At 67.3% G+C, this 22,893-nt stretch carries 24 protein-coding genes; 16 read left to right on the plus strand and 8 right to left on the minus strand.

What is annotated here, in order from left to right; translation table 11 throughout:
* Positions 1-29: 29 nt before the first annotated feature.
* The 4 genes from ACESLR_RS04855 to truD are packed head-to-tail and all read left to right on the plus strand — an operon-like array spanning position 30 to position 4,279.
* Entirely contained in the window at positions 30-551 is a 522-nt protein-coding gene (locus ACESLR_RS04855; RefSeq protein ID WP_373024432.1) for a tetratricopeptide repeat protein, read from the plus strand.
* Complete coding sequence (locus tag ACESLR_RS04860) at positions 544-2,532, plus strand: ATP-dependent DNA helicase (protein WP_373024397.1); 1,989 nt, start codon at positions 544-546, stop codon at positions 2,530-2,532. Before ACESLR_RS04855 ends, ACESLR_RS04860 begins: the two co-directional genes overlap by 8 nt.
* Positions 2,523-3,206, plus strand: a complete 684-nt coding sequence (tsaB, locus tag ACESLR_RS04865) for a tRNA (adenosine(37)-N6)-threonylcarbamoyltransferase complex dimerization subunit type 1 TsaB (protein WP_373024398.1) — start codon at positions 2,523-2,525, stop codon at positions 3,204-3,206. The genes ACESLR_RS04860 and tsaB overlap by 10 nt, the downstream gene beginning before the upstream one ends.
* 14 nt (positions 3,207-3,220) lie before the next feature.
* Complete coding sequence (gene truD, locus ACESLR_RS04870) at positions 3,221-4,279, plus strand: tRNA pseudouridine(13) synthase TruD (RefSeq protein ID WP_373024434.1); 1,059 nt, start codon at positions 3,221-3,223, stop codon at positions 4,277-4,279.
* A 10-nt stretch (positions 4,280-4,289) separates the two neighbouring features.
* On the opposite strand, the gene ACESLR_RS04875 is transcribed toward truD, so the two are convergent.
* The 3 genes from ACESLR_RS04875 to ACESLR_RS04885 all read right to left on the minus strand — a co-directional run bounded on the left by ACESLR_RS04875 (position 4,290) and on the right by ACESLR_RS04885 (position 6,358).
* Positions 4,290-4,721 (minus strand): PAS domain-containing protein, encoded by a 432-nt coding sequence (locus ACESLR_RS04875; RefSeq protein ID WP_373024399.1) that lies wholly within the window; start codon positions 4,719-4,721, stop codon positions 4,290-4,292.
* A 219-nt stretch (positions 4,722-4,940) separates the two neighbouring features.
* On the minus strand, positions 4,941-5,549 hold the full coding sequence (locus tag ACESLR_RS04880) for a DUF3365 domain-containing protein (RefSeq protein WP_373024400.1): 609 nt from the start codon (positions 5,547-5,549) through the stop codon (positions 4,941-4,943).
* Between the two features lie 251 nt (positions 5,550-5,800).
* Positions 5,801-6,358, minus strand: a complete 558-nt coding sequence (locus ACESLR_RS04885; protein ID WP_373024402.1) for a Smr/MutS family protein — start codon at positions 6,356-6,358, stop codon at positions 5,801-5,803.
* Positions 6,359-6,469: 111 nt separating this feature from the next.
* Between ACESLR_RS04885 and surE the strand changes: the two genes are divergently transcribed.
* The 5 genes from surE to rpoS are packed head-to-tail and all read left to right on the plus strand — an operon-like array spanning position 6,470 to position 10,408.
* Positions 6,470-7,240: a 5'/3'-nucleotidase SurE gene (gene surE, locus ACESLR_RS04890; RefSeq protein ID WP_373024403.1), complete on the plus strand. Its 771-nt coding sequence runs from the start codon at positions 6,470-6,472 to the stop codon at positions 7,238-7,240.
* Positions 7,230-7,895 carry a protein-L-isoaspartate(D-aspartate) O-methyltransferase gene (locus tag ACESLR_RS04895; protein ID WP_373024404.1) on the plus strand — a complete coding sequence of 222 codons (666 nt, stop codon included), beginning with the start codon at positions 7,230-7,232 and terminating at the stop codon, positions 7,893-7,895. Before surE ends, ACESLR_RS04895 begins: the two co-directional genes overlap by 11 nt.
* 59 nt (positions 7,896-7,954) lie before the next feature.
* Complete coding sequence (locus ACESLR_RS04900; protein ID WP_373024405.1) at positions 7,955-8,539, plus strand: YqaA family protein; 585 nt, start codon at positions 7,955-7,957, stop codon at positions 8,537-8,539.
* A gap of 1 nt (position 8,540) precedes the next feature.
* Positions 8,541-9,305 (plus strand): peptidoglycan DD-metalloendopeptidase family protein, encoded by a 765-nt coding sequence (locus tag ACESLR_RS04905; RefSeq protein WP_373024406.1) that lies wholly within the window; start codon positions 8,541-8,543, stop codon positions 9,303-9,305.
* A gap of 23 nt (positions 9,306-9,328) precedes the next feature.
* A complete protein-coding gene (rpoS, locus tag ACESLR_RS04910) occupies positions 9,329-10,408 on the plus strand; it encodes an RNA polymerase sigma factor RpoS (RefSeq protein WP_373024408.1) in 1,080 nt (359 codons plus the stop codon).
* 28 nt (positions 10,409-10,436) lie between these two features.
* On the opposite strand, the gene ACESLR_RS04915 is transcribed toward rpoS, so the two are convergent.
* Complete coding sequence (locus ACESLR_RS04915; protein WP_373024410.1) at positions 10,437-10,811, minus strand: Mth938-like domain-containing protein; 375 nt, start codon at positions 10,809-10,811, stop codon at positions 10,437-10,439.
* A 237-nt stretch (positions 10,812-11,048) separates the two neighbouring features.
* Here ACESLR_RS04915 and alaC point away from each other — a divergent pair, with 237 nt between their 5' ends.
* The 3 genes from alaC to thrC all read left to right on the plus strand — a co-directional run bounded on the left by alaC (position 11,049) and on the right by thrC (position 14,844).
* Positions 11,049-12,272, plus strand: coding sequence for an alanine transaminase (alaC, locus tag ACESLR_RS04920; RefSeq protein ID WP_373024411.1), 1,224 nt, complete (start codon positions 11,049-11,051; stop codon positions 12,270-12,272).
* 72 nt (positions 12,273-12,344) lie between these two features.
* The gene (locus tag ACESLR_RS04925) at positions 12,345-13,661 is read left to right on the plus strand and encodes a homoserine dehydrogenase (protein WP_373024412.1); all 1,317 of its coding nucleotides are present in this window, start codon (positions 12,345-12,347) and stop codon (positions 13,659-13,661) included.
* A 40-nt stretch (positions 13,662-13,701) separates the two neighbouring features.
* Positions 13,702-14,844 (plus strand): threonine synthase, encoded by a 1,143-nt coding sequence (thrC, locus tag ACESLR_RS04930; protein ID WP_373024413.1) that lies wholly within the window; start codon positions 13,702-13,704, stop codon positions 14,842-14,844.
* Positions 14,845-14,896: 52 nt separating this feature from the next.
* Here thrC and ACESLR_RS04935 read toward each other — a convergent pair whose 3' ends face one another.
* A complete protein-coding gene (locus tag ACESLR_RS04935) occupies positions 14,897-15,682 on the minus strand; it encodes a RibD family protein (RefSeq protein WP_373024414.1) in 786 nt (261 codons plus the stop codon).
* A gap of 140 nt (positions 15,683-15,822) precedes the next feature.
* Between ACESLR_RS04935 and ribA the strand changes: the two genes are divergently transcribed.
* Positions 15,823-16,968 carry a GTP cyclohydrolase II RibA gene (gene ribA, locus ACESLR_RS04940; RefSeq protein WP_373024415.1) on the plus strand — a complete coding sequence of 382 codons (1,146 nt, stop codon included), beginning with the start codon at positions 15,823-15,825 and terminating at the stop codon, positions 16,966-16,968.
* A gap of 20 nt (positions 16,969-16,988) precedes the next feature.
* Here ribA and ACESLR_RS04945 read toward each other — a convergent pair whose 3' ends face one another.
* Positions 16,989-17,792, minus strand: coding sequence for a creatininase family protein (locus ACESLR_RS04945; protein ID WP_373066745.1), 804 nt, complete (start codon positions 17,790-17,792; stop codon positions 16,989-16,991).
* Between the two features lie 31 nt (positions 17,793-17,823).
* Positions 17,824-18,603: an FkbM family methyltransferase gene (locus tag ACESLR_RS04950; protein ID WP_373024418.1), complete on the minus strand. Its 780-nt coding sequence runs from the start codon at positions 18,601-18,603 to the stop codon at positions 17,824-17,826.
* 117 nt (positions 18,604-18,720) lie between these two features.
* On the opposite strand from ACESLR_RS04950, the gene ACESLR_RS04955 reads away from it, so the two are divergent.
* The 3 genes from ACESLR_RS04955 to ACESLR_RS04965 are packed head-to-tail and all read left to right on the plus strand — an operon-like array spanning position 18,721 to position 22,255.
* Positions 18,721-19,878, plus strand: a complete 1,158-nt coding sequence (locus ACESLR_RS04955; protein ID WP_373066749.1) for a ChaN family lipoprotein — start codon at positions 18,721-18,723, stop codon at positions 19,876-19,878.
* A 3-nt stretch (positions 19,879-19,881) separates the two neighbouring features.
* A complete protein-coding gene (locus tag ACESLR_RS04960) occupies positions 19,882-21,852 on the plus strand; it encodes a M1 family metallopeptidase (protein WP_373066752.1) in 1,971 nt (656 codons plus the stop codon).
* Complete coding sequence (locus ACESLR_RS04965) at positions 21,842-22,255, plus strand: HIT domain-containing protein (RefSeq protein ID WP_373024421.1); 414 nt, start codon at positions 21,842-21,844, stop codon at positions 22,253-22,255. The genes ACESLR_RS04960 and ACESLR_RS04965 overlap by 11 nt, the downstream gene beginning before the upstream one ends.
* A gap of 27 nt (positions 22,256-22,282) precedes the next feature.
* Here the strand turns inward: ACESLR_RS04965 and ACESLR_RS04970 are convergent.
* Positions 22,283-22,893: OmpW/AlkL family protein (locus ACESLR_RS04970; RefSeq protein WP_373066755.1), on the minus strand; the 611-nt coding region annotated here is incomplete at its 5' end.

A 22,893-nucleotide genomic window follows, 5' to 3' on the forward strand; every position in this document is an offset into this window, starting at 1 on the left:
CTACGGCAACGACCGGTTTTTCCGAGGGAATGGGCGTCGGCTGGGGACGCGCGGTCGCGCCGGGGGCGCTTGCGGTCGTGCTCGCCTTGCTGCTGGCCGCGTGTGCCACACCCGCGCCCCGGGATGCCGGCACACAGTCCGCGGACGACGAAACCGAGCGTGCCGGCGAGGGTGATCGGGCGCGGGAACCGGATACCCGGGAACGCGAATCCATCCCCGGCGCGGCGCTGAACCTCGCCCGGCAAGCGGAGTCCGCCCGCCAGGCCGGGGATACGGCGCGTGCCGAACAGCGCCTCGAGCGCGCACTGCGCATCGCGCCGCGGGATGCCGGCCTGTGGCACCAGATGGCCGCGTTGCGCCTGGAACAGGAGCATTACGAGCAGGCGGAGCGTCTGGCGGGGCGCTCCCTGCAGATGTCCGCCGGCCGCGACCGCGATCTGGCCCTGAAGAACTGGCGCCTGATTCTGCGGGCCCGCGAGGCACAGGGTGATGCGGCGGGCGCCGCCGAGGCTCGTGAGGAAATTCGCCGGCTGGAATCCGACGTTGTCTGACGGCTTCGGCACCGTCCCGGCGGGCTCGGCGGCCGTACGGGCACTGAGCCCGGGCGGCGACCTCGCGGCCGCGGTCGAGGGATTTCGCCCGCGCGAACCCCAGCAGCGCATGGCGGCGGCCGTGGAGGAGGCGCTGGCGACTGCCCCCACCGCGCTTCTGGTCGAAGCCGCGACCGGGGTGGGCAAGACCTTTGCCTACCTGGTACCAATCCTGCAGGCACGGCGCCGCGCCCTGATCTCCACCGGGACGAAGACCCTGCAGGACCAGCTCTTCGAGCGCGACTTGCCCGTGGTTTGCGAGGCCCTGGGGTACCGCCCGCGGGCAGCGCTGCTGAAGGGGCGTGCCAATTACCTTTGCCATTATCGCCTGGAACTCGCGGCGGCCGAGGCCGGGGGCGCGACGGGGGGCCGCGTGCGCCGCGAACAGTTGCCGGTTATCGAGGCCCTGCAACGATTTGCCCGCACCAGCGACACCGGCGACCTCGGACAGGCCGGGATCCTGGCCGAGGACTCGATGCTGTGGCCGCAGGTGACCTCTACCGTGGACAACTGTCTGGGCGGGGAATGCCCCAGCTATAACGACTGCTTCGTGGTGCAGGCGCGCAAGCGGGCGCAGGAGGCCGACGTCGTGGTGGTCAATCACCACCTTCTGCTGGCGGACATGGCCCTGAAGGAGGAGGGCTTTGGCGAGCTCCTCCCGGAGGTCGACGCGGTGATCGTCGACGAGGCGCATCAGCTGCCGGATATCGCCGGCTCGTTCTTCGGTATTGCGGTGGGCACACGCGCGCTGCGGGAGCTGGCGCGAGACACCCGGCGCGAGCAGGAACAACATGCACCGGAGATGCTGGATGTCCGCCAGCGGGTCGCGGAACTGGAGGCCAGCGTGGCCGAACTGCTCGAGGCCTCCCGAACCTGGGAAAGCCGCTCCAGCTGGGACACGGTCAACCCGGATGGCGGGCTGGATCCGCTGCTGGACCGGCTGGACGCGAGTCTCGGCTTTGTCGGTGATACCCTGGAGGCGGCTGCGGTGCGGGCACCGGGCCTGGAGCAGTTGCGCGGGCGCAGTGCCCTGCTGCTTGAGCGCCTGCGTGCGTGGCGCGAGGAGACACCCGATACCGTTGCCTGGGCGGAGCGCTTCAGCCAGAGTGTGACACTGCACCGGACCCCACTGGACGCGGCGCGCCCGCTGGCGCAGCGCCGGGCCGCGCGTCCGGCGGCCTGGATCTTTACCTCGGCCACCCTCGCCGTCGGCGAGGACTTTGGTCACGCGGCGCGGCGCCTCGGACTTCCCGGGGATGTGGCCAGCGAGCGGCTGGACAGCCCCTTCGACTTCCCCAATCAGGCTTGTCTGGTGCATCCGCAGCCGCCGTTGCCCAATCCCAATGATCCGGGGTATACACGCGCCTGTATTGCCTGGGCATGGCCATTGCTGCGGGACAATCCGGGTGGCGGATTCTTCCTGTTTACCAGTCATCGTGCCTTGCAGGAGGCGGCGACGATCCTCCGCGCCGAGCTTCCGGGGGGTCGCGAGTTGCTCGTGCAGGGGGAACAACCACGGGGAGATCTGCTGGCGCGTTTCCGCGAGTCGGGCCAGGCGTGGTTGCTGGGAGCGCACAGTTTCTGGGAAGGGGTGGATATTCGCGGCGAGGCGTTGTCCGTCGTGATCATTGACCGCTTGCCGTTTGCCGCGCCCAATGATCCGGTGCTGCAGGCCCGGGCATCCGCCCTGGAGGCCGAGGGCCGCTCGCCATTCATGGAATTCACCCTGCCGCAGGCCGTGCTCGCCCTGAAACAGGGGGCTGGACGCCTGATCCGTGACGCCAATGACGCCGGTATCCTCGCACTGTGCGATCCGCGCCTGACCGGCAAGTCCTACGGCCGGCGCTTTCTGGCCAGCCTTCCGCCGTTCCATCGTACCCGGGAACCGGCCGCTGCGCTGCGTTTTCTCGAACAGGCCCGAGAGGCTGACACATGCGTCTGATCGCACTGGAAACCTCGACCGAACAGTGTTCGGCCGCCCTGTATCTTGATGGCGAGATACATGCGGTTCGGGTGCGCGCGGCACGCCGGCATGGCGAACTGATCCTGGGCCAGGTCGAACAACTCCTGCAGGAGGCGGATATCTCGCGTGCCAGCCTGGATGGGGTGGCTGTGGGGCGGGGGCCGGGCGCCTTCACGGGCGTGCGGCTGGGCCTGGGCGTGGCACAGGGGATGGCGTTCGCGCTGGACCGCCCCGTGGTCCCGGTGTCCACGCTGCAGGCACTGGCCCAGCAGGCGCTTCAGGGGGGGTGCCGACCAACGGCGGTTCTGGCGGCGCTGGACGCGCGCATGGGCGAGATCTACTGGAGCCTTTGTCCGGTGCGGGGAGAGCGGGTCGAGCGAGCGCCGGAACAGGTCGGCGCACCCGCTGCCGTGGAGGTGGCGTGGCCGGAGGCAAAACGGTATGCCCTGGGGTCCGCCTTCGCGGCGTTCCCCGACCTGGCCACGAGGCTGGGGCTGGAGGCGTCGGCCGTGGACGCGGATGCGCTCCCGGACGCCCGCGAGGTGGCACTGCTGGCGGTGGACGCCTGGGAGCGCGGCGAGGCGGTGGCCCCGGAGGAGGCGCAACCGGTGTATGTGCGCGACGATGTCGCCCGCCCGGCGGCGCCGCGATGACCCTGGAAAGCGAGATGGGTGCCACCCCGTATCCGTGGTGCCCACCGCTGACGGCCACGATCAAGGGGCGCCCAGAGGATTTCCGGGTCGAGGAAGTGCCGGCGACGATACCGGAGGGCCAGGGCGAACATGTCTGGCTGGAGATCGAGAAGCGCCTGCTGAACAGCGAGGACGTGGCCGTCTGGCTGGGCCGTGAATCGGGCGCAGGGCGCGGCCGGGTCAGCTACGCGGGGCGCAAGGATCGCCAGGCGGTCACGCGGCAGTGGTTCAGCGTGCAGTGCCCGCCGGAGTCCGAACCTGACTGGATCGCCCGGGCCGAAGCCTGGAATGCGGCCCAGGCGGAAGGGGAAGGGGTTGGCTGGGCGCGGATACTGCAAGTGGGGCGTCATGCGCGCAAGCTGCGAACCGGACATCTGGCGGGTAATCGCTTCGAGATTCGTCTGGGCGGCGTGGAGGGCGATCGCGCGGCCGCCGAGGCGATCCTGGCGGTGATCCGCGAGGGCGGCATCCCCAACTACTTCGGGGCACAACGCTTCGGCCGCGACAATCTCGCCCGGGCGCGAGCCTGGCTGGGTGGTGGCCGTTCGCCGCGCAGCCGCAACCAGCGCAGCCTCCTGCTGTCGGCCGCGCGTTCCGCGATCTTCAATGCCGTGCTGGCCGAACGCGTGCGGCGCGGGGACTGGAATCGACTGTTACCGGGCGATGTGGCGAACCTGGAGGGGTCGGGAAGCGTGTTTCCGGTTGCGGAGGTGGATGCCGAGCTGGAGGCGCGTGCCGCGCGTCTGGATATCCATCCGACGGGGCCGCTGTGGGGCAAGGGCGCGATGCAGACCGGAGGCGAAGTGCAGGCACTGGAGGCGGGCGTGGTGGCCGGTGACTCCAAGCTGGCGGCAGGACTTGAGAAGGCCGGCATGAAGGCGGCGCGCCGGTCCCTCCGGATGGTGCCGGGGGCGGTGGACTGGCACTGGGAAGGGGATGACCTGATGCTCTTGCTGGAACTCGGGGCCGGAGAGTACGCGACCGGCGTTCTGGATGCGATCTGTCGGCCGCGGGAGGCGGGCACGACGCCCTGACCGGGAGGAATCAGGCGGAGTCCTTGAGCTTGCGTTCCGCGCGTTCGGCACGCCGTTCGGCCTCCACGCGGTCGGTGATGTCTTTCTGGATGCCGATGTAATAGGTCAGGCGGTCCTCGTCGTTGAAGACCGGGGTCAGTGACAGTTCGTTCCAGAACAGGGTGCCGTCCTTGCGGTAGTTGCGCAGGGTCACACGGCAGGGGCGGTTGTCCTCGATGGCGGCGCGGATCTCCTGGCGCACGTCCTGGTCGGTGTCGTCCCCCTGCAGGAAGCGGCAGTCGCGATAGAGGATCTCTTCCGAGCGATAGCCGGTCAGTTCCTCGAAGGCGCGGTTAACGTAAATCAGGATGTTGTCGTCGCCTTCGCGCTCGGCAATCACGATACCGTCGTTGGAGGCATCGACCGCGAGGGCGAGCAGTTCGGCGTCTATTGTTCGCGTCATAAACGGGTATTGGTCTGGTCTGGGGGTCGAGCGCGCGGAGGATCGATGCCGTGCGCAAGCCCCGCGCTTGTACAGCACGAAAATAGCATGTTCCTCGGGGGTTGTGTTCAATAAATGGACACGAGGCGGGGCGTTTCGGCGTACCGCGGCCACAAAAAGGCCGCCCGGAGGCGGCCTGGCAGGAGCAAGCCCGAAACGCGGGCCAGAGGATCCGGGCGCCTACATTTCCTGAGTGACCGTGAAGGCGCCGCGGACGTCGCCTTCGCTGAAGCCGGTGGCCTGGTCTTCCGGGTACAGGCGTTCGAGAGCGTTCTTCACGTCGCCGCTCACATCGGAGCCATGGCACGTGAGGCAGGCGCCGCCGGTCGGGATCGCCGCCATGAAGCGAAATTGGGGCTCGCCGTCGTCGGACTCGACCACGCCGAAGCGCGGCGGAAGATCGGCAGCCGCAGTGCCGGCCGCGTGCTGCGCGTCGAAGCCCTGCAGCGTCAGGCGCTCCCAGCGATCGGGGGCGTTGTCCTGGTTGCGCAGCTTCAGGCTGGTACGGCCGATCTCGATGCCGGTCTCGGCCGAAATGTCACGCGCGATGGCGGGCGCCCGCTCGTTGCACACCTGGATTGCCTCGGTCGGACCACCAGACTCCATGGCGGACATCAGCTCCCCCTGCAGGGTGCTGGCGAACTTCTGAATGGCGTCGCGGTTGGCGGCGATGCGTTCCTGCAGGTCATCCTGGCTGAGCTGCGGCGTATTATCGGCACTCGCGTAGCCGCTTCCGGCCGTGAATGCGATCAGGCCGAGGGCCAGGGGGGCAAGCTTCCAGTTCTTCATGGCAAATACCTCGCAGTGCAGATTCCGTTGCGTCCTGTATCTATACAATAGCTGTACAAAGCATGGACCAGTCATCGGTGAGATGCAAGGACCGATGGGCGGAAATTATCTCCCGGAGTGGCCTCCGTTTCCGCGGGCAGCCTCGCGTATCCGGGTTCATTCTAAGGCTGCATATCGTAAATTGCGAATATGTCATTGGCCATATGTGAGTCCACCGTTGGTTGGCGGGGAGATCCCGCCCGATGCGCGCATCAGCGAACGGGAGCGGTCTTGCGCCGCTGCTTGAGGAGGACGTAGACGGCGCCGGTTCCTCCGTCGGTCGGTCGTGCCGAGCAGAACGCGAGGACATCGTCGCGCTGGCGCAGCCAGTGGTCGGTCAGCCCCTTGAGTACCGGACCTGTTTGCCGCGAACGCAGGCCCTTGCCGTGCACGATGCGAACGCACAGGGCGCCATTCTGGCGGGCGTCGTCGAGGAACAGGCCGATCGCCCGGCGCGCCTCGTCGGCAAACAGGCCATGGAGGTCGATCTCGTCCTGAATGCGGTAATGCCCGCCGCGCAGCTTGCGGAACACGCGCTGACTGATACCCGGGCGGGCAAAGCGCAGTTCGTCGCCCGGCTGCAGGTCGGCGGCGTTGAGCGGATCGCTGAGCCAGTCGGCGTGGGCGCGTGCCTCGTCGGCGTCACGCTGGCGGGCTCGTGGGGCCGGGCGGGGGGGGCGGACCTCGGCCTGATCACTGTTCAGCCGCCGCACGTTTCCGATGGCCTGCAGGAATTCTTCGAAATCGTTGGGATCGTCCCCGGAGTTCATGGCAGGATACTCGCACTTTTCGAGGGGCAGGCGCGATCCGGTCGAACCGCGAGCGTCTCCCCGGACCGGTTTCCAGTATATTAAGAGCCCTCCCAACGGCCGTGTTCCTGCATGCGCATTCTGGTTAGCAACGACGATGGAATCCACGCCCCGGGCATCCAGTGCCTGGCGACGCATTTGCGCCGGATTGCCGAGGTGTACGTGGTGGCGCCGGACCGGGATCGCAGTGGCGCCAGCAACAGCCTGACGCTGGTGCGCCCGCTGCGGGCCCGCCACCTCCAGGGGGGTGACGTGCAGGTCGATGGAACCCCCACGGACTGTGTTCATCTGGCGATCACCGGGTTGTTGCAGCCGGAGCCGGACCTGGTGATCTCCGGCATCAACGCCGGTGCGAACATGGGCGACGACGTGCTGTATTCCGGCACGGTGGCTGCCGCAATGGAAGGACGCTTTCTGGGTCTCCCGGCGATTGCGGTATCGCTGGTGGGTCCGGATCTGCAGCATTACGACGCCGCGGCGAACGTGGTGGTCGAATTGCTCGACCGCATCAATCGCGTGCCGCTGCCGGCGGCCACTATCCTGAACGTGAATGTCCCCGATCTGCCGCGCGAGGAAATCCGGGGCGTGCAGGCCACGCGCCTCGGGCATCGCCATCGGGCGGAGCCGATGATCGCGGACGAAGACCCTCGCGGGCGCCCGATCTACTGGGTCGGTCCGGCCGGTTCGGAACAGGACGCCGGCCCCGGTACCGACTTCCACGCGGTTCGCGAAGGCTACGTCTCGGTGACGCCGATCCAGGTAGACCTCACACGCTTTGACGCTATCGACACGGTGGGGCGCTGGCTGGATGACTCGCTCCCGGGGGCAGTCCATGGTTCCTGATGCCGCGGGCGCGGGCCTGACCTCACAGCGGGCCCGGGATCGCCTGGTGCGGCTCCTGGAGGGGCAGGGTATTCGCGACCCGCGCGTGCTGGACGCAGTTCGTACGATTCCACGCCACCTGTTCGTGGAGGAGGCCCTCGGCCATCGTGCCTACGAAAACACGGCGTTGCCGATCGGGCATCGTCAGACCATCTCCCAGCCGTTTATCGTTGCGCGCATGACCGAGGCGCTGCTGGAAGGCGAGCGTCCCCGGACGGTGCTGGAGGTCGGTACGGGCTCGGGATACCAGGCCGCGGTGCTGGCGCAGATCGTGGACCGGGTCTACTCGGTGGAACGTATCCAGGCCCTTAGCCGCAACGCGCGCGAGCTGCTCAGTCGCCTGGGCATTAACAACGTGAACCTGCGCCATAGCGATGGCGGCGAGGGCTGGCCGGAGAAGGCGCCGTTCGACGGCATTATCCTGACCGCGGCACCGAAGGAGGTCCCGGAGGTCCTGCTGACCCAGCTGGCACTGGGCGGGCGTCTGGTCGCTCCGGTGGAAGGCTCCGACGGGCGCCAGCAGCTGGTGCGCTATACCCGGACGGAGGAGGCCTATGTGCGCGACATCCTGGATGCGGTGATGTTCGTGCCCATGCTGCCGGGGGCCGAGCAGTGAGCGCGTGTCCCGGATCCCGGTGCTCGCGTGACTGAATCGGTGGCGGCGGTACGGCACCGATGAAGCTCTTCGAGCCGCTCTACGACCGGATCATGAACTGGTCCCGGCATCGCCACGCACCGCGGTACCTGGCAGGGCTGTCGTTCGCCGAGTCCTCGTTCTTCCCGATTCCACCGGACGTGATGCTCGCGCCGATGGCGGCGGCGCGTCCACGTTCCGCCTGGCGCCTGGCGGCCCTGACGACGCTGTTTTCGGCGCTGGGCGGGCTGCTTGGCTACCTGATCGGCTGGCTGGCGTTCGAGTGGATCGGGCCCTGGCTGCAGCAGATCGGGTACGGCGAGGAATTGCACCAGGCCGAGGCATGGTTCGAGACCTGGGGTGTCTGGGTCGTGCTGATCGCCGGTTTTTCGCCCATCCCCTTCAAGCTGTTCACCGTGACGGCCGGGGCCTTGTCGATGGCCTTGCTGCCGTTCTTCATTGCATCCCTGGTCGGCCGGGGGCTGCGCTTTTTCCTGGTGGCGCTGTTCATGGCCTGGGCCGGGCCGCGCGCGGAGCAGCATTTGCGACCGTATATGGAGCGTCTGGGCTGGGCGGCGGTTATCCTGCTGGTCGTGGCGATGACGATTTACCTGGTAATGGACTGATATGCGGGAAGTGGCCGTTCGGGGTTTGCTGGCGGGGCTGGTGCTGGTCCTGGTCGCAGGCATCCTGGCCGGGTGTGCGGCGCGAGCGCCGAGCGGAGCCTCGATGCCCGATACCCATGTAGTTCAGCGGAACGAGACGCTCTACCGTATTGCCCGGCGCTACGGCCTGGAATGGCGCGAACTGGCCCGACGCAACGCCATCGATGCCCCTTATCTGATTCGTCCCGGCCAGCGGCTGCGGCTGCGGGGGGGCGAACGCTCCTCCCCGCCCAGCGCGCCCACCGCCTCCACGTCGGACTCCGAATCCTCTTCCTCCTCCAACGGCGCTGGCTCTGGAACCGGGGGTTCATCCGACTCCGCGTCGGAGCCCTCCCGCTCGAGTTCTTCGCCATCCGACCCGGGTGGCTGGCAATGGCCGGCGGACGGCGAGGTTCTGCGCGGGTTCTCCGGCAGCGGCACTCGCCGGGGGCTTGCCATCGGTGGTGAATTGGGAGATCACGTCCGCGCCACGCGAGACGGCGAGGTGGTCTATGCAGGTGGCGGGTTGGTGGGGTATGGTCGATTAATCATCCTCAAGCACGATGCGCGGTTCCTCAGTGCCTACGGGCACAATGACGAGCTGCTGGTCACGGAGGGTGATCAGGTGCAGGCGGGTGAGCCGATCGCGCGTCTGGGTTCATCGGGGGGTGATCGCCCGATGTTGCATTTCGAGATCCGGGTGGACGGGACGCCGGTTGACCCGACGCGCTATCTCCCGGGCCGCTGACGCGATCAAGAGCAGGACACTACATGGCCAAGACCCGGCAACCGGTTGAGACGGATCTGGATGACGACAGCCTTTCCCAGGATCCGATGCCGGAACCTGGCGCGGATGCGGTGCCCGAAGATCTGGCCCGTCCGGCCGAGGGTGTCGAGGAATCCCTGGATGCTGATGACGATCCGGCCGCGGTCGTGCCCGATGTCACGGTCGGGCTGGAACCGGAACAAGGGGCGCCAGTGCGGCCGAAGACCCTGCGCGATGCCCGGTCCGCCGAGCTGGATGCCATCCAGATCTATCTGCGTGACATCGAATACCGGCCGCTGCTGACTCCCGACGAAGAACGCAAGTACGCCCGTCTGGCCCGCCAGGGGGACGAGGGCGGTCGACGCCGCATGATCGAGTGCAACCTGCGGCTGGTGGTGAAGATCGCACGACGCTACCTCAATCGAGGCCTGCCGCTGCTCGACCTGATCGAGGAGGGCAACCTTGGTTTGATGCATGCGGTGGAAAAGTTCGACCCCGAGCGGGGCTTCCGGTTTTCCACCTACGCCACCTGGTGGATTCGGCAGACCATTGAACGTGCCTTGATGAACCAGGGGCGGACGATCCGTATTCCCGTGCATGTCAGCAAGGAGCTGCGCATGCACGCGCGGATTGCCCGCAACCTCACGCAGGAGCTGGGTCGGGACCCTACCGAGGAAGAACTGGCCCAGCGTCTGGGCAAGCCGGTGGCGGAAATCCAGAAACTGAGGGCGATGTCCGAGCCCTCGACCTCCATGGATTTGCCGTCGGGGCCGGAGGGCGATCGCTCGCTGACCGACATTCTCGCGGACGTGAATGCCCCCGAGCCGTCCACGTTGCTGGAGGACCAGGATCTCCACCACCTGGTGGATGCGTGGCTGGAAGAGCTGGATCACAAGCAGCGCGAGGTGCTGGTCCGCCGCTTTGGCCTGCATGGTTTCGAGCGCTCGACGCTGGAGCAGGTGGGGGCGGAAATCGGGGTCACCCGGGAACGCGTCCGCCAGATCCAGATGGATGCGCTCAAGCGCCTGCGCAAGTTGCTGGAATCGCGCGGGATGAAGGGTGACGAAGTCCTGCCGAATTCCTGACGCTTTCCCTCGGGCCGACGGGACTCGATTACCCCTCGATGATCAGGGCCGCCGCGACCTCGCGGCCCTCGGCCATGATCAGATTGTAGGTGCGGCAGGCCGCCGCGGTGTCCATGATCTCCACGCCCAGGCCCTGTGCGCGCAGGTGGCGCCAGACGGATCGATCGGGAAACTGCTGGGCTTCTCCGGAACCGATCAGCAGCACCTCGGGCGGGTTGTCCAGTAGGGATTGCAGGTGCTCGACCTTCAGTTCACTCACTTTCTGTACCGGCCAGTCGGTTTCGAGTTGGTGCGGTCGCACGATCAGGCTGTGCGTATGGGCAACCTGATTGATCCCGACACGCCCGGTCTCGTAGCCGGTGACGATGTAGGACTCTTCACTGGTGACTTCGGAGAACAGCATGTCGCGTACGCTACTCCGGGGCGGGATATCTCTCAAGAATTCGCGCTGCGCCGAGGGCGTGAGGGGCTGCCGATTCGTTGACAGGTCCAGGCCCGGGTTATACTTTGGCGCGCTTTCCGGTACGGCATCCGGAGGGGGCGGCGAAACACCCTTGCGGGTTTCCCCGACGGCCCCGCAAAGCGACTGTCAGGGAGACACCGATTCGTGTTCCCCTGGCCCCAACCAGGACCCAGACCCGTGACCGACGTCTTCCCCCGTATCGAGCGCCTCCCGCCCTACGTCTTCAACATCGTGAACCAGTTGAAGGCCGAGGCCCGCGCCCGTGGCGAGGACATCATCGACTTTGGCATGGGCAACCCGGACCAGCCAACGCCGCCGCACATCGTGGACAAACTGTGCGAAGCGGCGCAGCGCGGGGATACCCATCGCTACTCCGTCTCGAAGGGCATCCCGCGGCTGCGCCGCGCCATCACGCGCTGGTACAAGACGCGCTTTGACGTGGACCTTGATCCGGAGACCGAGGCGATTGTGACGATCGGGTCCAAGGAAGGCCTGGCGCACCTGGCGCTGGCCACCCTGGGCCCGGGCGACGCCGTTCTGGTGCCGAACCCGGCATACCCGATCCATCCGTATGGCTGCGTGATCGCCGGTGCCGACGTGCGCCATGTGCCGCTGACGCCGGATGTTGACTTCTTCGCGGAGTTGGAGCGGGCGATCCAGGACTCCTGGCCGAAGCCCAAAATGCTGATCCTGAACTTCCCGGCGAACCCGACCACGCAGTGCGTGGACCTGGAGTTCTTCGAACGGGTGGTGGCGATCTGCAAGGAGCACGGTATCTGGATCGTGCACGATCTGGCCTACGCGGAGATCAGCTTCGACGGCTACAAGGCGCCCTCGATCTTCGAGGTGCCGGGGGCGAAGGACATCGCGGTGGAGTTCTACACCCTGTCCAAGACCTACAACATGCCCGGCTGGCGGGTGGGCTTCATGTGCGGCAACCCGACACTGGTCGCCGCGCTCGCGCGTATCAAATCGTATCTCGACTACGGCACCTTCACGCCCATCCAGGTCGCGGCCATTGCCGCGCTGGAAGGGCCGCAGGACTGCGTGGAGGAGATCCGCGAGCTCTATCGCGTGCGCCGCGACGTGCTCTGCGACGGTCTCAACAAGCTGGGGTGGCAGGTGGAAAAACCGAAGGCGACCATGTTCGTCTGGGCGCCGATCCCGGAGCCCTACCGCGAGATGGGCTCGCTGGAATTCGCCAAGAAGATGCTCCGGGATGCCAAGGTCGCAGTCTCGCCGGGCGTCGGATTCGGCAACTACGGCGATGATCACGTGCGTTTCAGCCTGATCGAGAACGAACAACGCACGCGCCAAGCGCTGCGGGGGATCAAGGCGATGTTTCGCGCCGACTCGATCCTCGCCGATGCGGCCGTGGAGAGTCCGGGTTCGAAAGCCTGACACGCAGGACACACTCCGAATGTAATCAACACCGGGCGCCGATGAGCGCCTGACGTCAAGGACAGCAAGGCTATGACGCCGGTAAAGATCGGAATTCTTGGACTGGGTACCGTTGGCTGCGGCACGGTCAACGTGCTGGCGCGCAATGGCACCGAGATCGCGCGGCGCGCGGGTCGCGACATCCAGGTCGTGGCGGCCGCTGCGCGCGACATCAACCGTGAACGCGAATGCGATTGCTCGCAGATCCGCCTGACCACGGATCCGGCCGAGGTCGTCAACGATCCCGAGGTCGAGGTCATCGTCGAGCTGATGGGGGGCACTGACCCGGCCCTGAACCTGGTGCTGGCGGCGATCGACGCGGGCAAGCACGTGGTCACCGCGAACAAGGCCCTGATCGCGCTGCACGGCAATACCATCTTCGAGCGCGCCCAGCAAAAGGGCGTGATGGTCGCCTTCGAAGCGGCGGTCGCCGGAGGCATCCCGATCATCAAGGCCATCCGCGAGGGCCTGGCGGGCAACCAGATCGAGTGGCTTGCCGGGATCATCAACGGTACTGGCAATTTCATCCTGACCGAGATGCGCGACAAGGGTCGCGACTTCGAAGACGTGTTGGCCGAGGCCCAGGCGCTGGGTTACGCCGAGGCCGACCCGACCTTCGACGTCGAGGGCATTGATGCCGCGCACAAGCTCGCGATCCTGGCCTCCATCGCCTTCGGCATCCCGCTGCAGTTCGAGCGTGTGGCGGTGGAAGGCATCAGCAACATCACGCGCGAGGATGTCGGCTTCGCCGCGGAGCTGGGCTATCGCATCAAGCACCTGGGCATCGCCCGGCGCACGGCGAAGGGCTACGAGCTGCGCGTCCACCCGACCCTGATCCCGGAGCGCCGGCTGATCGCGAACGTGGACGGCGTGATGAACGCCGTGCTGGTCAACGCCGACGCCGTTGGGCCGACGCTGTACTACGGTGCCGGGGCCGGGGCCGAGGCGACCGCCTCGGCCGTGGTGGCCGATCTGGTCGACGTGGTGCGCGCCCTGACCACGGACCCGGAGAACCGCGTGCCGCACCTGGCGTTCCAGCCGGATGCCCTGTCGGACAAGCCGGTGCTGGATCTCGCCGAGGTGGAGACCTCGTTCTACCTGCGCCTGCGCACTCGGGATCGCCCGGGTGTGCTGGCCGACATTACCCGCATCCTCGGCGAGCACGGCATCAGCATCGAGGCAATCCTGCAGCGCGAGCCGGACCCGGAGCGGGGCGAGGCCACGATCATCATGCTGACGCACACGGTGTGCGAGGGTGCGATGAACGAGGCGATCACCGCGCTGGAGGCGCTGGACCACCTCCTGACCCCGATTACCCGAATCCGCATGGAAGGGCTAGGGAACCACTGATCCCGGCGCGCTGACCGCAACCGCAACGACAGAGAACATCATGGCCTTTGGACACCGCTATACCGGACTGATTGAGCGCTACCGCGACCGCCTGCCGGTGCATGACGACACCCGCATCATTTCGCTGGGCGAGGGCAATACGCCGCTGATCCGGCTCAACAACATCCCGCGCGGACTCTCGCGCGAGGTCGAGATCTACGTGAAATTCGAGGGCCTGAACCCGACCGGCTCGTTCAAGGATCGCGGCATGACCATGGCCGTGACGAAGGCGGTGGAAGAGGGCTCGCGGGCGATTGTCTGCGCCTCCACCGGCAACACCTCGGCCGCGGCGGCCGCCTATGCGGCGCGCGCCGGCATCACTGCATTCGTGGTGATCCCGGACGGCAAGATTGCGCTGGGCAAGCTGGCGCAGGCAATGATGCACGGGGCCACCGTGATCCAGATCGAGGGCAACTTCGACGACGGCATGCGGCTGGTCAAGGAGGTCGCCTCCAACACGCCGGTCACGCTGGTGAACTCGGTCAACCCGTATCGCCTTCAGGGCCAGAAGACCGCGGCCTTCGAGATCGTCGAGGAGTTGGGCCGGGCGCCGGATTTCCACTGCCTGCCGGTCGGCAACGCGGGCAATATCACTGCGCACTGGATCGGCTACAGCGAGATGGCGGCCAAGAGCAGCGACGACGTCACCGATGCCTGCTCGTACTGCAAGGGCCACTGCAAGTACGCCGGTGGCGGAATGGTGGGCAATCGCCCGCACATGGTGGGCTACCAGGCGGCCGGCTCGGCGCCGTTCATGCGCGGCGCGATGGTCGACAGCCCGGACACCGTCGCAACCGCCATCCGGATTGGCCATCCGCAGTCCTGGGACATGGCCTGGAAGGTTCGCGAGGAATCCGGCGGCTGGTTCGACGAGTGTCAGGACGACGAGATCCTCGCCGCGCAGAAGCTGCTGGCCGAGAAGGAGGGCGTGTTCTGCGAACCGGCCTCGGCCGCATCCCTGGCGGGCGCGCTGCGCGACATCCACGAGGGCAAGATCCCGGAAGGCTCCACGGTCGTATGCACGTTGACCGGCAATGGTCTGAAGGATCCGGACACCGCGATCGCCCAGAGCGTGGTGCAGCCGGCCAAGGTCCCGGCGGAGTTGGACGCGGTCTCCCGCGCGATTCGCGACAATCTGAGCTGAGGCCTGCCAGCATCGCGTCACGCGTGATGCCGGCAGGGCGACTGCGGTGCCGTCAGGGCTTGCTGCGCAGGTCCAGGTCGAACAGGGTGTCGCCGCCCAGGCGGAAGATGCGGCAGGGTGGGCGCAGGGCCTGATCGAGCGAGTGGATCTCGGGAAGGGTGACGCCCGGGCGCCCGGAGCCGATCAGCATGGGCGCGACGGTCAGGTGCAGCCGGTCCAGGGTATCCGCTTCCAAAAAGCGCGAGACCGTCTGGCCGCCGCCCTCGACCAGGAGCCGGTGCAGGCCCATCTCCGCGAGCCGTCCGCGAATCTGCGCGGGACCGAAGCGTCCGTCAGGGGCAGTGGGCATCTCCAGACATTCGACATGTTCGGGAAGCCCGCAGGGTCCGTATCCGGCCGCGTGCAGCACGATCGTGCGGACGGCGGCATCGTGGAAGACGCGCGCGTCGCGGGGGATGCGGCCGTCGGGATCGAGGATCACGCGCGCGGGATTGGGGCCCTCGGTCTTGCGCACCGTGAGGCGGGGATCATCGGCGATCACGGTACCGGCACCGACGATGACCGCATCCACCAGGGCCCGCAGGCGGTGCAGGCGCTCGATGTCTTCGGGGCCGGTCATGTAGTGCGAATGGCCGTTGCTGGTGGCGATGCGCCCGTCCAGACTCTGGCCGAGCTGGGCCACGGTGATGCTGGGCGCCTCGACGATGGGGCCGTAGAGATCAAGCAGCTCGTGGGCGCCCGGCGCGAGCGGCCCGGGAAGGGGGCAGCAGCCTGGATCGGCCCGCTGGGCCAGCAGCCAGCGCCAGGCCTGTTCCTCGGTGACCGGATATGCCGTCATGCCGCAATTTCCGGGGGTACGGGACCGCGACCGGCCAGTTGGGGTAGGCTACCGACCTGCCTGGATGAGCCGGGACCCCGGTTCGGGGAATTCGCGGTTTGCGGGGTGGTCATAAACAAAACTCCCTATGGAAGTACCTGATGCACAACGCCGATCGCGGGATTTTTGATCTTCGCCGGGGCCATCCGGTCCTGGTAAGTGGTTCGCAGTCGAGTGTACTCGTTGCGGCCGTCGAGGGTCTGACCCCCGTGTTGCTCGATCGCCTGACCCACATGACCGGGTCCGCGCCTCGACTGATTCTAACTTCGCACCGGGCCTCTGCAATGGGTTGGTCGCAGCCGCTGCAGGAAGGCTGGGAGGGAGTAGCGCTGGAATTCGCGCCGGACACCGATCCCGAGGCCCTGTTCACGCTGGCCAGTGCACCCGAGGCCTCGAACGAGGCCGCCCACCCCGAGGCGGTATTGGGGCAACCGGCCGTAACCCCGGCGCTACCGGCAGAAATCGCGGCCCTGGAGCTGGTACGGGCCGGCCGACTGTTACCGGCGGTGGTGGCGGCACCGGTGCCCGAGCCGATGCCGGAGGCCATCCGTTCGGCCCTCGCCGATGGCATGTTCCTCGACGTGGACGAACACGAGGCACGTGCGGTGGCCAAGCACCCGCGGCTCGAACTCGCTTATGTCAGCGAGGCCCCGGTTCCGCTCGCGGATGCCCCGGTCACGCGCTTCATGCTGTTCCGCGAGGGCAACGGTATCCTCGAGCACGTGGCGGTCCTGATCGGCGAGCCCCGCGAATGGCCGGACGCCGTCCCGGTTCGGATGCATTCCGCTTGTCTGACGGGGGACCTGTTCGGGAGCCTGCGCTGTGACTGTGGCGACCAACTGCGCCTGGGCGTGAAGACCATCAACGAGTCGGGCGGGGGCGTGCTGCTGTACCTGGCCCAGGAAGGGCGCGGCATCGGTCTGGCCAACAAGCTGCGCGCCTACACCATGCAGACGGCCGGTCTGGATACCATCGACTCGGACTGCCAGCTCGGGTTCGAGGCCGACGGGCGACGCTACGATGCGGCCGTGGAGATGCTCGAGTTTCTGGGCATCGATACTGTCCGGCTGTTGACCAACAATCCCGGCAAGATCGACGCGCTGCGCGCCGGCGGCATCGACGTGGTCGCCCGCGAACCGGTGCACGGCAAGCTGAACCCGCACAACCTGCGATACCTCAGCACCAAGGCGGACCGGGGCGGCCACTGGCTGCAGGAGTTGCTGGCTTCGGAGGCGGAACGCGGCTGAACCGTGTCCGCGTGCTCGTCTCAGGGTGCGAGGTGCGCCCGATCGAAGCGGGCCGCATCATGGATCGTTGCGGCCAGGTGGGTGGCGTAGTGCTCGACCAGACGCTCTCCCATCTCGACGGTCGCGCCACGGGCATCCCCGACCACGCCCGAGGGGTGCAGGTCGCCCGCCATCCAGGCGAATGACACCCGCCCTTCGGGTTCCAGGGTGTCCAGCTCGTCCGCGAGTCTCGCGCCCAGTGAGGGCGCGTTCGTGGCGGCCTCCAGGTGGACCTTCTCCGGCGCCAGGAACCGCATCATCGCGGTCTCGATTAGCCCGCCGTGCAGGCCGTGGCGAAGCTCCGAGGGCGGGATGCCCAGTGCCTTCGGCGGTGGCTGGGCGAAATAGTGGTGTTTCACCACGAGCATGCGGTGGGCACGGCGCAATTCCAGTCCGGCGAGGTCGCATATGGCGGTATTGCCGCCGTGGCTGTTCACGATCACCAGGCGTCCCAGGCCGCTGCGCGCCACGCTATCGCCGATATCGCGCAGTACCGCCAGCGCCGTTTCCGGGCGCAGGGTGAGGGTGCCGGCAAAGGCCGCGTGCTCGGTACTGGTGGCAATCGCCATCGGCGGGAGTACCGTCAGCGGCACATCGTCCTGCAGCGATGTGCAGGCCGCCTGCAGCAGCCCAAGGCCAATGCGGTAATCGGTTTCCAGCGGGAGGTGGGGGCCGTGCTGCTCGATGGCGGACAGGGGCAGGATCGCGACGGCGTCGCGCGCGGCGAGCTCGGTGATCGCCTCGCTTGTCTGATCCTGCCACCAGGGGAGGCGGTCGGGGTTCATGCGTCCAGCCTTGCCGTTCGCCGGGGATACGTCAAGCAGGAAGCCGGCGGGCGTAGAGATCACCCGAACCCATCCGCGCGGCGTGATTCTCCAGCCAGGCGAGGATGCTCGCGCCGGATTGCCAGTCGGTGAACTGGTACTGGCGCCGCTCGCCGGGAATCAGGTTGTACGCGTAGGTGTCGAGCGCATCCAGCTGCTCGATGCAGTCCCGGGTGACATCCAGCGCGCCGGCGACGAACTCGAACGACAATGCCGGCACCGGATGGGTGAGGCCGCGCAGGACCTCGGCTTCCAGCCCTTCCACATCGATCTTGCAGAAGTCCGGTATACCGTATTCTTCGATCAACTGGTCAAGCGTGACCATGGGTACCGTGATTTCCTCGTCCCAGCGCACGTGCTGGAAGCTGCGATTGCGGGTGCGCAGGGACTGGACCCAGGGACGCGAGGCCGAGGAGACGGTCGGGTGGCGACGGCTCACCTGCAACTGTGCGGAACCGGGACGGGGCCCGGCCACCTCGCGCCGGATGGAGACCCCCGTGCGGCCCCGCACGGCCCGGCGCAGCCAGGGAATGAGCTGTGGCTGGGGTTCCAGGGCGACGACCCGCGCGCCGAGGTCGGCGAAGGCGCGGGTGCGGTCGCCCACATGGGCGCCAATGTCGAAGACGAGATCGTCGGGCTGGATGAACGGGGCGTACATCCGCTTCAGGCCCTGCTGGCGCCCGGGGCGGCGGTAGATGACAAGGGATCGCAGCACGCCGATGGCCTGCTCCAGCCAGGCCAGGCGCGACGGGCTTTGCGGAGTGACATTCATCCCCGCAGGCTACCCGAGCGGACGCCCTGGGGGAACGCCCGTGCCCCCACAGGGTCTTCAGAAGGGTTGGTGGCCAGTCGGTGATTCACGTCGGCCGGTGGATACAAGGAGCGATGCATGAACAAGGGTTTGCGGATGGTCGAGCGATTCGGAGTCCTGGGTCTCCTGGCCCTTTTGCTGGTAGGGACTGCACAGGGTGCCGGCGATTGTCCGACCCCCGGTACGTGGATGTCACCAGAGGGCAAAGTGCTGGATGCCGCCGGGCTGTATGCCGATCTTGCGACGCGGGACGCCGTTCTGCTGGGTGAGCGCCATGAACGGATGGATGACCATCGCTGGCAACTGGGGACCCTGGCTGCGCTGCATGGCCAGCGCCCGGACCTGGTGATCGGTCTGGAGATGTTGCCGCGCTCCAAACAGCCCGTACTGGATGCCTGGGTCGCGGGTGAACTCGATCCCGAGACCTTCCTGGAGGACAGTGACTGGTATACGCACTGGGGCTTCGATCCCGATCTGTACTGGCCCATCCTGCACTTTGCCCGGGTCCATGGTGTCCCGCTGCTGGCCTTGAACCTCGAGCGTGAACACATTCGCCGTCTCGGACATGGCGGCTGGGAGGCCGTGGATGCGCAAACCCGGGACGGCGTCTCGGAGCCGGCCGAGCCCAGTGAGGGGTATCGGGCGTATCTGGAGGCGGTACTGGAACGGCACCCCGCGGGCATGCGCCCGGATTCGGATCGCTTCATCGCCACTCAGGTAGCGTGGGACCGCATGATGGCCGGCGCAATCGCCGACCGGATCGACGCGGGGGGCGAACGGCCTCCGCTGGTGGTCGCCATCATTGGGTCCGGGCACCTGGAATATGGCTACGGTGTGCCCCACCAGCTGGACGACCTGGGCGTGACCGATACGGCGGTCCTGTTGCCGCGCGAGCCGGGCGAGTGCGAGGAAAACGATCCGGAGCTGGCTCACGCCCTGTTCGGTGTGCCGGGGGATGAGCGCTTCGAGGCCTCCGGGGCCATGCTGGGTGTGCACCTGGAAGCCCATGACGAGCCGGGTGTTCGCATCCTGAACGTCCAGTCGGGCTCGGTGGGAGAGGCCGCGGGCCTGCAGGCAGGGGATCATGTATTGCAGGCTGGGGAACGGCCGATCCGTGCCGTGGCGGACCTGCAGCAGGTGGTGCAGGCGGTCGCGCCCGGCACCTGGTTGCCGCTGGAGATCGAGCGCGAGGGTGAACGGCTCGATCTTGTAGCCCGTTTTCCGTACGAGGACTGATGCATGCGTTTATGGGCACTCGCCGTTTGCGCCGTGCCCCTGTGGCTGGCGACCGGTCTGGTCGCCGTTACGGCGGGATTCGACGGGGTGACGCTGCAGATTGAACTGGATCCCGAACAGGCGCGTATGGAAGGGCGCCTCGAAGTGGATCCTGGACGGGTCGATCCGGCCTCGCTGCAACGGTTCCGGCTGGACCCGGGCATTGCCGTGGATACGGTGAGACTCGGAGAGAAGCCGGTGGAGTTCGAGCGCACGGGGGATGGTTGGCTGGATCTGGCAGACGTAGCGGATGTCGACGGCGGGCCCCTGGTGATTCGCTATGGCACGACCCTTCCTGCGCTGGAGGATGCACGGCCGGGGAGTGGGTTCCTGGACCCGCGAGGCGGCTACCTCCCACCCGGGGCGGACTGGTATCCGCGGCGACCGGATGCCGAGCCCCACGCCGTGCGCATCGAAGTGACGGCGACGGGGGGGCATCTGGCGGTCGCCTCCGGGGCGCGCGTCGCGGAAGAGGCCGGTGATGGCGAAGAATACCGCGCGATCTTCGAGCATCCCGCTGGACGCGCCCTGGCCGTGGCCACCGGCGCGTGGGTGTCCGGCGAGCGCGGGACCGGGGCGGTATCGGTCCGTACCCTGTTCCCGCAGGGCCTGGAGGATCAGTTCGGCGAAACCTACCGCGACCAGGCAGTAAAGTACCTGGAGCGTTTCAGCGAGGCGATCGGACCGCATCCGTTCGATACCTTTACGATCGCCGCCAGCCCAAGCCCGGTAGGGCTCGCCTTCTCGGGGTTTACCCTGCTGGGCGAGCACGTGATTCCGCTGCCGTTTATCCCGCATACCTCGCTGGGACACGAGGTGCTGCACGCCTGGTGGGGCGCCGGCGTGTACGTGGATACGGCAGGCGGGAACTGGTCGGAGGGACTGACGACCTACATGGCGGACTACCAGTTCAAGCGGGAACGCGGAGAGGGGCGCGAGGAGCGGGGTCGCTGGCTGCGTGATTACGCGGCCCTGCCTTCCGAGGAAGATCGCGCGCACGCGAGTTTTCGCGGGGGCAACTCCGGGGCGGCGCGCATCGCCGGGTACCACCGTGGCGCCATGCTGTGGCAGATGCTGGAGGACCGCATCGGTTCCGAGGCGTTTCGGACGGGTGCGCGCCGCCTGTATGACCAGTGGCGCTTTCAGGAGGCGGACTGGCAGGCGGTGATAGAGGCCTTTGACGGTGCAGTCGACGAGGACCTGCGGGCGTTCTTTACCCAGTGGACCCAGCGCGCCGGTGCGCCGGCGCTGGAACTGACCCATGTGCGCCGGGAGGAGCGGGACGCCGGGTGGGCGGTCAAAGGGCTTCTGAGGCAGTCCGGTAATGAGGATCCGTGGGGCTTGTTCGTCCCAATCGTGGTGGAAGACGCGGAGGGTCGCGAGACGCACTGGGTGGCGCTGGATGCCGCGGAAGTAGCCATCTCGCTCGAGACTCCCAGCCGTCCCCAGGCGATTGCGGTCGATCCCGACTGGCGTTTGTTTCGTCATCTGGCACCCGAGGAGTCACCCGGCATCCTGCGTCAGGCAGCCCTGGACCCGGATACGCGCGTTATCTCGACGGGGGATGCGGGGGTGACCGAAGTTGAGCCCTGGCTAGGCCGGGCGGCGGAGGCCGCGGACGAGCCCGGGGGCACGCGCATCCTGCTGGGCTCGCATTCCGGCGTGGCCGAATGGCTGGAGGCACGGGGTCTTCCGGCGGAGCCGGGCGCGGTGGAGGAGGATGCAGAGGCAGGTACAGGGGCGCGCGCCTGGGTCGTTCCGGACACGCGCCTGGTCGTGATCAGTGGCGCGGACCCGCAGGCCCGGCGCGAGGCCGTGGCGGCGTTGCGGCACCGGTCGCACTACAGTTATCTGCTGCAGGGGCCGGACGGCGCGTGGCGAACGGGTCTCTGGTCACAGCCGGGCATCTGGCAGGAATTGGCCGATGACGAATGAGTTCCGGCTGGACAGGCGTCTGGCGGCCGATACCTGGGCGGTGGCCGAATGGCCACTCTCCAGTGTCCGGCTGATGGATCACCATGACTATCCCTGGTTCCTCCTGGTGCCTCGGCGGGCAGGGATCCGCGAGTTGCACGAGCTGGCCGGCGAGGATGCGATCCAGCTGGGACGAGAATCGGCGGCGCTCGCGCGGGCGATGGACCGGGCCTTCGCACCCGAAGTGCTCAACGTGGCCAAGCTGGGCAATATCGTGGGGCAGTTACACCTGCACCATGTGGCCCGCTTCGATGGGGACCCGGCGTGGCCCGGCCCGGTTTGGGGCGCGTCGACATCGCGGGGCCTGGAAACGCAAGAGGCCGAGGACCGCATTGCGCGGGTCCTCGGCCTCGTCGATGACTAGGCCGACGTTGGTTGGTCGGAGCTTGCGTTAGAAGCGATAGCCGACGTTCATACCCACGGTCCAGGGGTCGATTTCGACCGTGCCCAGGTCGGCGCCACCCAGCGACACGTCGGTTTCGATGTCGATCCAGCGGACCTCGGCGTTGACAAACCAGTTTTCGTCGACGGCAAAGTCGATGCCGGCCTGCACAGCGGCGCCCCAGGAATCATCCAGGTCGACGTCCTCTCCCAAAGTCACATCAGCCGTATCTTCGTCGAAGAAATAGGTGTAGTTGATGCCGGCGCCGATGTAGGGTCGAACGGCCGTTCCGGTGTTGAAGTGGTACTGGAGGCTCAGGGTCGGCGGCAGGTGGCGCGTGCTGCCGATGTCGACACCACCCACGTTCAGGTCATGCTTGAACGGGATGGCGACAAGGAGCTCCAGGCCCAGATTGTCAGTCATCATGTAGGTGATGTTGCCGGACGGACGGGTGTTGGAGTCGACGTCTGCCGAAGCGCGCGAACTCAGACCCAGGCCACTTGCATCCAGATTTCCGTTGTCGGACTTGGGGGCCACATGGGTCAGGCCGCCGCGCAGCAGCCAGTCGCCGGCGGCGACATCGGCGTTGGCGGCGGTGGCGTGGGCCGGGATGAGGGCGG

This window comes from Thioalkalivibrio sp., assembly GCF_041685615.1.
Classification (GTDB): domain Bacteria; phylum Pseudomonadota; class Gammaproteobacteria; order Ectothiorhodospirales; family Ectothiorhodospiraceae; genus Thioalkalivibrio.

Bases quoted from the DNA above. Each gene is read 5' to 3' on its own strand.
- ACESLR_RS04855 (WP_373024432.1), top strand. From the start codon at position 30: ATGGGCGTCGGCTGGGGACGCGCGGTCGCGCCGGGGGCGCTTGCGGTC.
- tsaB (WP_373024398.1), top strand. From the start codon at position 2,523: ATGCGTCTGATCGCACTGGAAACCTCGACCGAACAGTGTTCGGCCGCC.
- truD (WP_373024434.1), top strand. From the start codon at position 3,221: ATGGGTGCCACCCCGTATCCGTGGTGCCCACCGCTGACGGCCACGATC.
- ACESLR_RS04875 (WP_373024399.1), bottom strand. From the start codon at position 4,721: ATGACGCGAACAATAGACGCCGAACTGCTCGCCCTCGCGGTCGATGCC.
- ACESLR_RS04880 (WP_373024400.1), bottom strand. From the start codon at position 5,549: ATGAAGAACTGGAAGCTTGCCCCCCTGGCCCTCGGCCTGATCGCATTC.
- ACESLR_RS04885 (WP_373024402.1), bottom strand. From the start codon at position 6,358: ATGAACTCCGGGGACGATCCCAACGATTTCGAAGAATTCCTGCAGGCC.
- surE (WP_373024403.1), top strand. From the start codon at position 6,470: ATGCGCATTCTGGTTAGCAACGACGATGGAATCCACGCCCCGGGCATC.
- ACESLR_RS04895 (WP_373024404.1), top strand. From the start codon at position 7,230: ATGGTTCCTGATGCCGCGGGCGCGGGCCTGACCTCACAGCGGGCCCGG.
- ACESLR_RS04900 (WP_373024405.1), top strand. From the start codon at position 7,955: ATGAAGCTCTTCGAGCCGCTCTACGACCGGATCATGAACTGGTCCCGG.
- ACESLR_RS04905 (WP_373024406.1), top strand. From the start codon at position 8,541: ATGCGGGAAGTGGCCGTTCGGGGTTTGCTGGCGGGGCTGGTGCTGGTC.
- rpoS (WP_373024408.1), top strand. From the start codon at position 9,329: ATGGCCAAGACCCGGCAACCGGTTGAGACGGATCTGGATGACGACAGC.
- ACESLR_RS04915 (WP_373024410.1), bottom strand. From the start codon at position 10,811: ATGCTGTTCTCCGAAGTCACCAGTGAAGAGTCCTACATCGTCACCGGC.
- ACESLR_RS04925 (WP_373024412.1), top strand. From the start codon at position 12,345: ATGACGCCGGTAAAGATCGGAATTCTTGGACTGGGTACCGTTGGCTGC.
- thrC (WP_373024413.1), top strand. From the start codon at position 13,702: ATGGCCTTTGGACACCGCTATACCGGACTGATTGAGCGCTACCGCGAC.
- ACESLR_RS04935 (WP_373024414.1), bottom strand. From the start codon at position 15,682: ATGACGGCATATCCGGTCACCGAGGAACAGGCCTGGCGCTGGCTGCTG.
- ribA (WP_373024415.1), top strand. From the start codon at position 15,823: ATGCACAACGCCGATCGCGGGATTTTTGATCTTCGCCGGGGCCATCCG.
- ACESLR_RS04945 (WP_373066745.1), bottom strand. From the start codon at position 17,792: ATGAACCCCGACCGCCTCCCCTGGTGGCAGGATCAGACAAGCGAGGCG.
- ACESLR_RS04950 (WP_373024418.1), bottom strand. From the start codon at position 18,603: ATGAATGTCACTCCGCAAAGCCCGTCGCGCCTGGCCTGGCTGGAGCAG.
- ACESLR_RS04955 (WP_373066749.1), top strand. From the start codon at position 18,721: ATGAACAAGGGTTTGCGGATGGTCGAGCGATTCGGAGTCCTGGGTCTC.
- ACESLR_RS04960 (WP_373066752.1), top strand. From the start codon at position 19,882: ATGCGTTTATGGGCACTCGCCGTTTGCGCCGTGCCCCTGTGGCTGGCG.
- ACESLR_RS04965 (WP_373024421.1), top strand. From the start codon at position 21,842: ATGACGAATGAGTTCCGGCTGGACAGGCGTCTGGCGGCCGATACCTGG.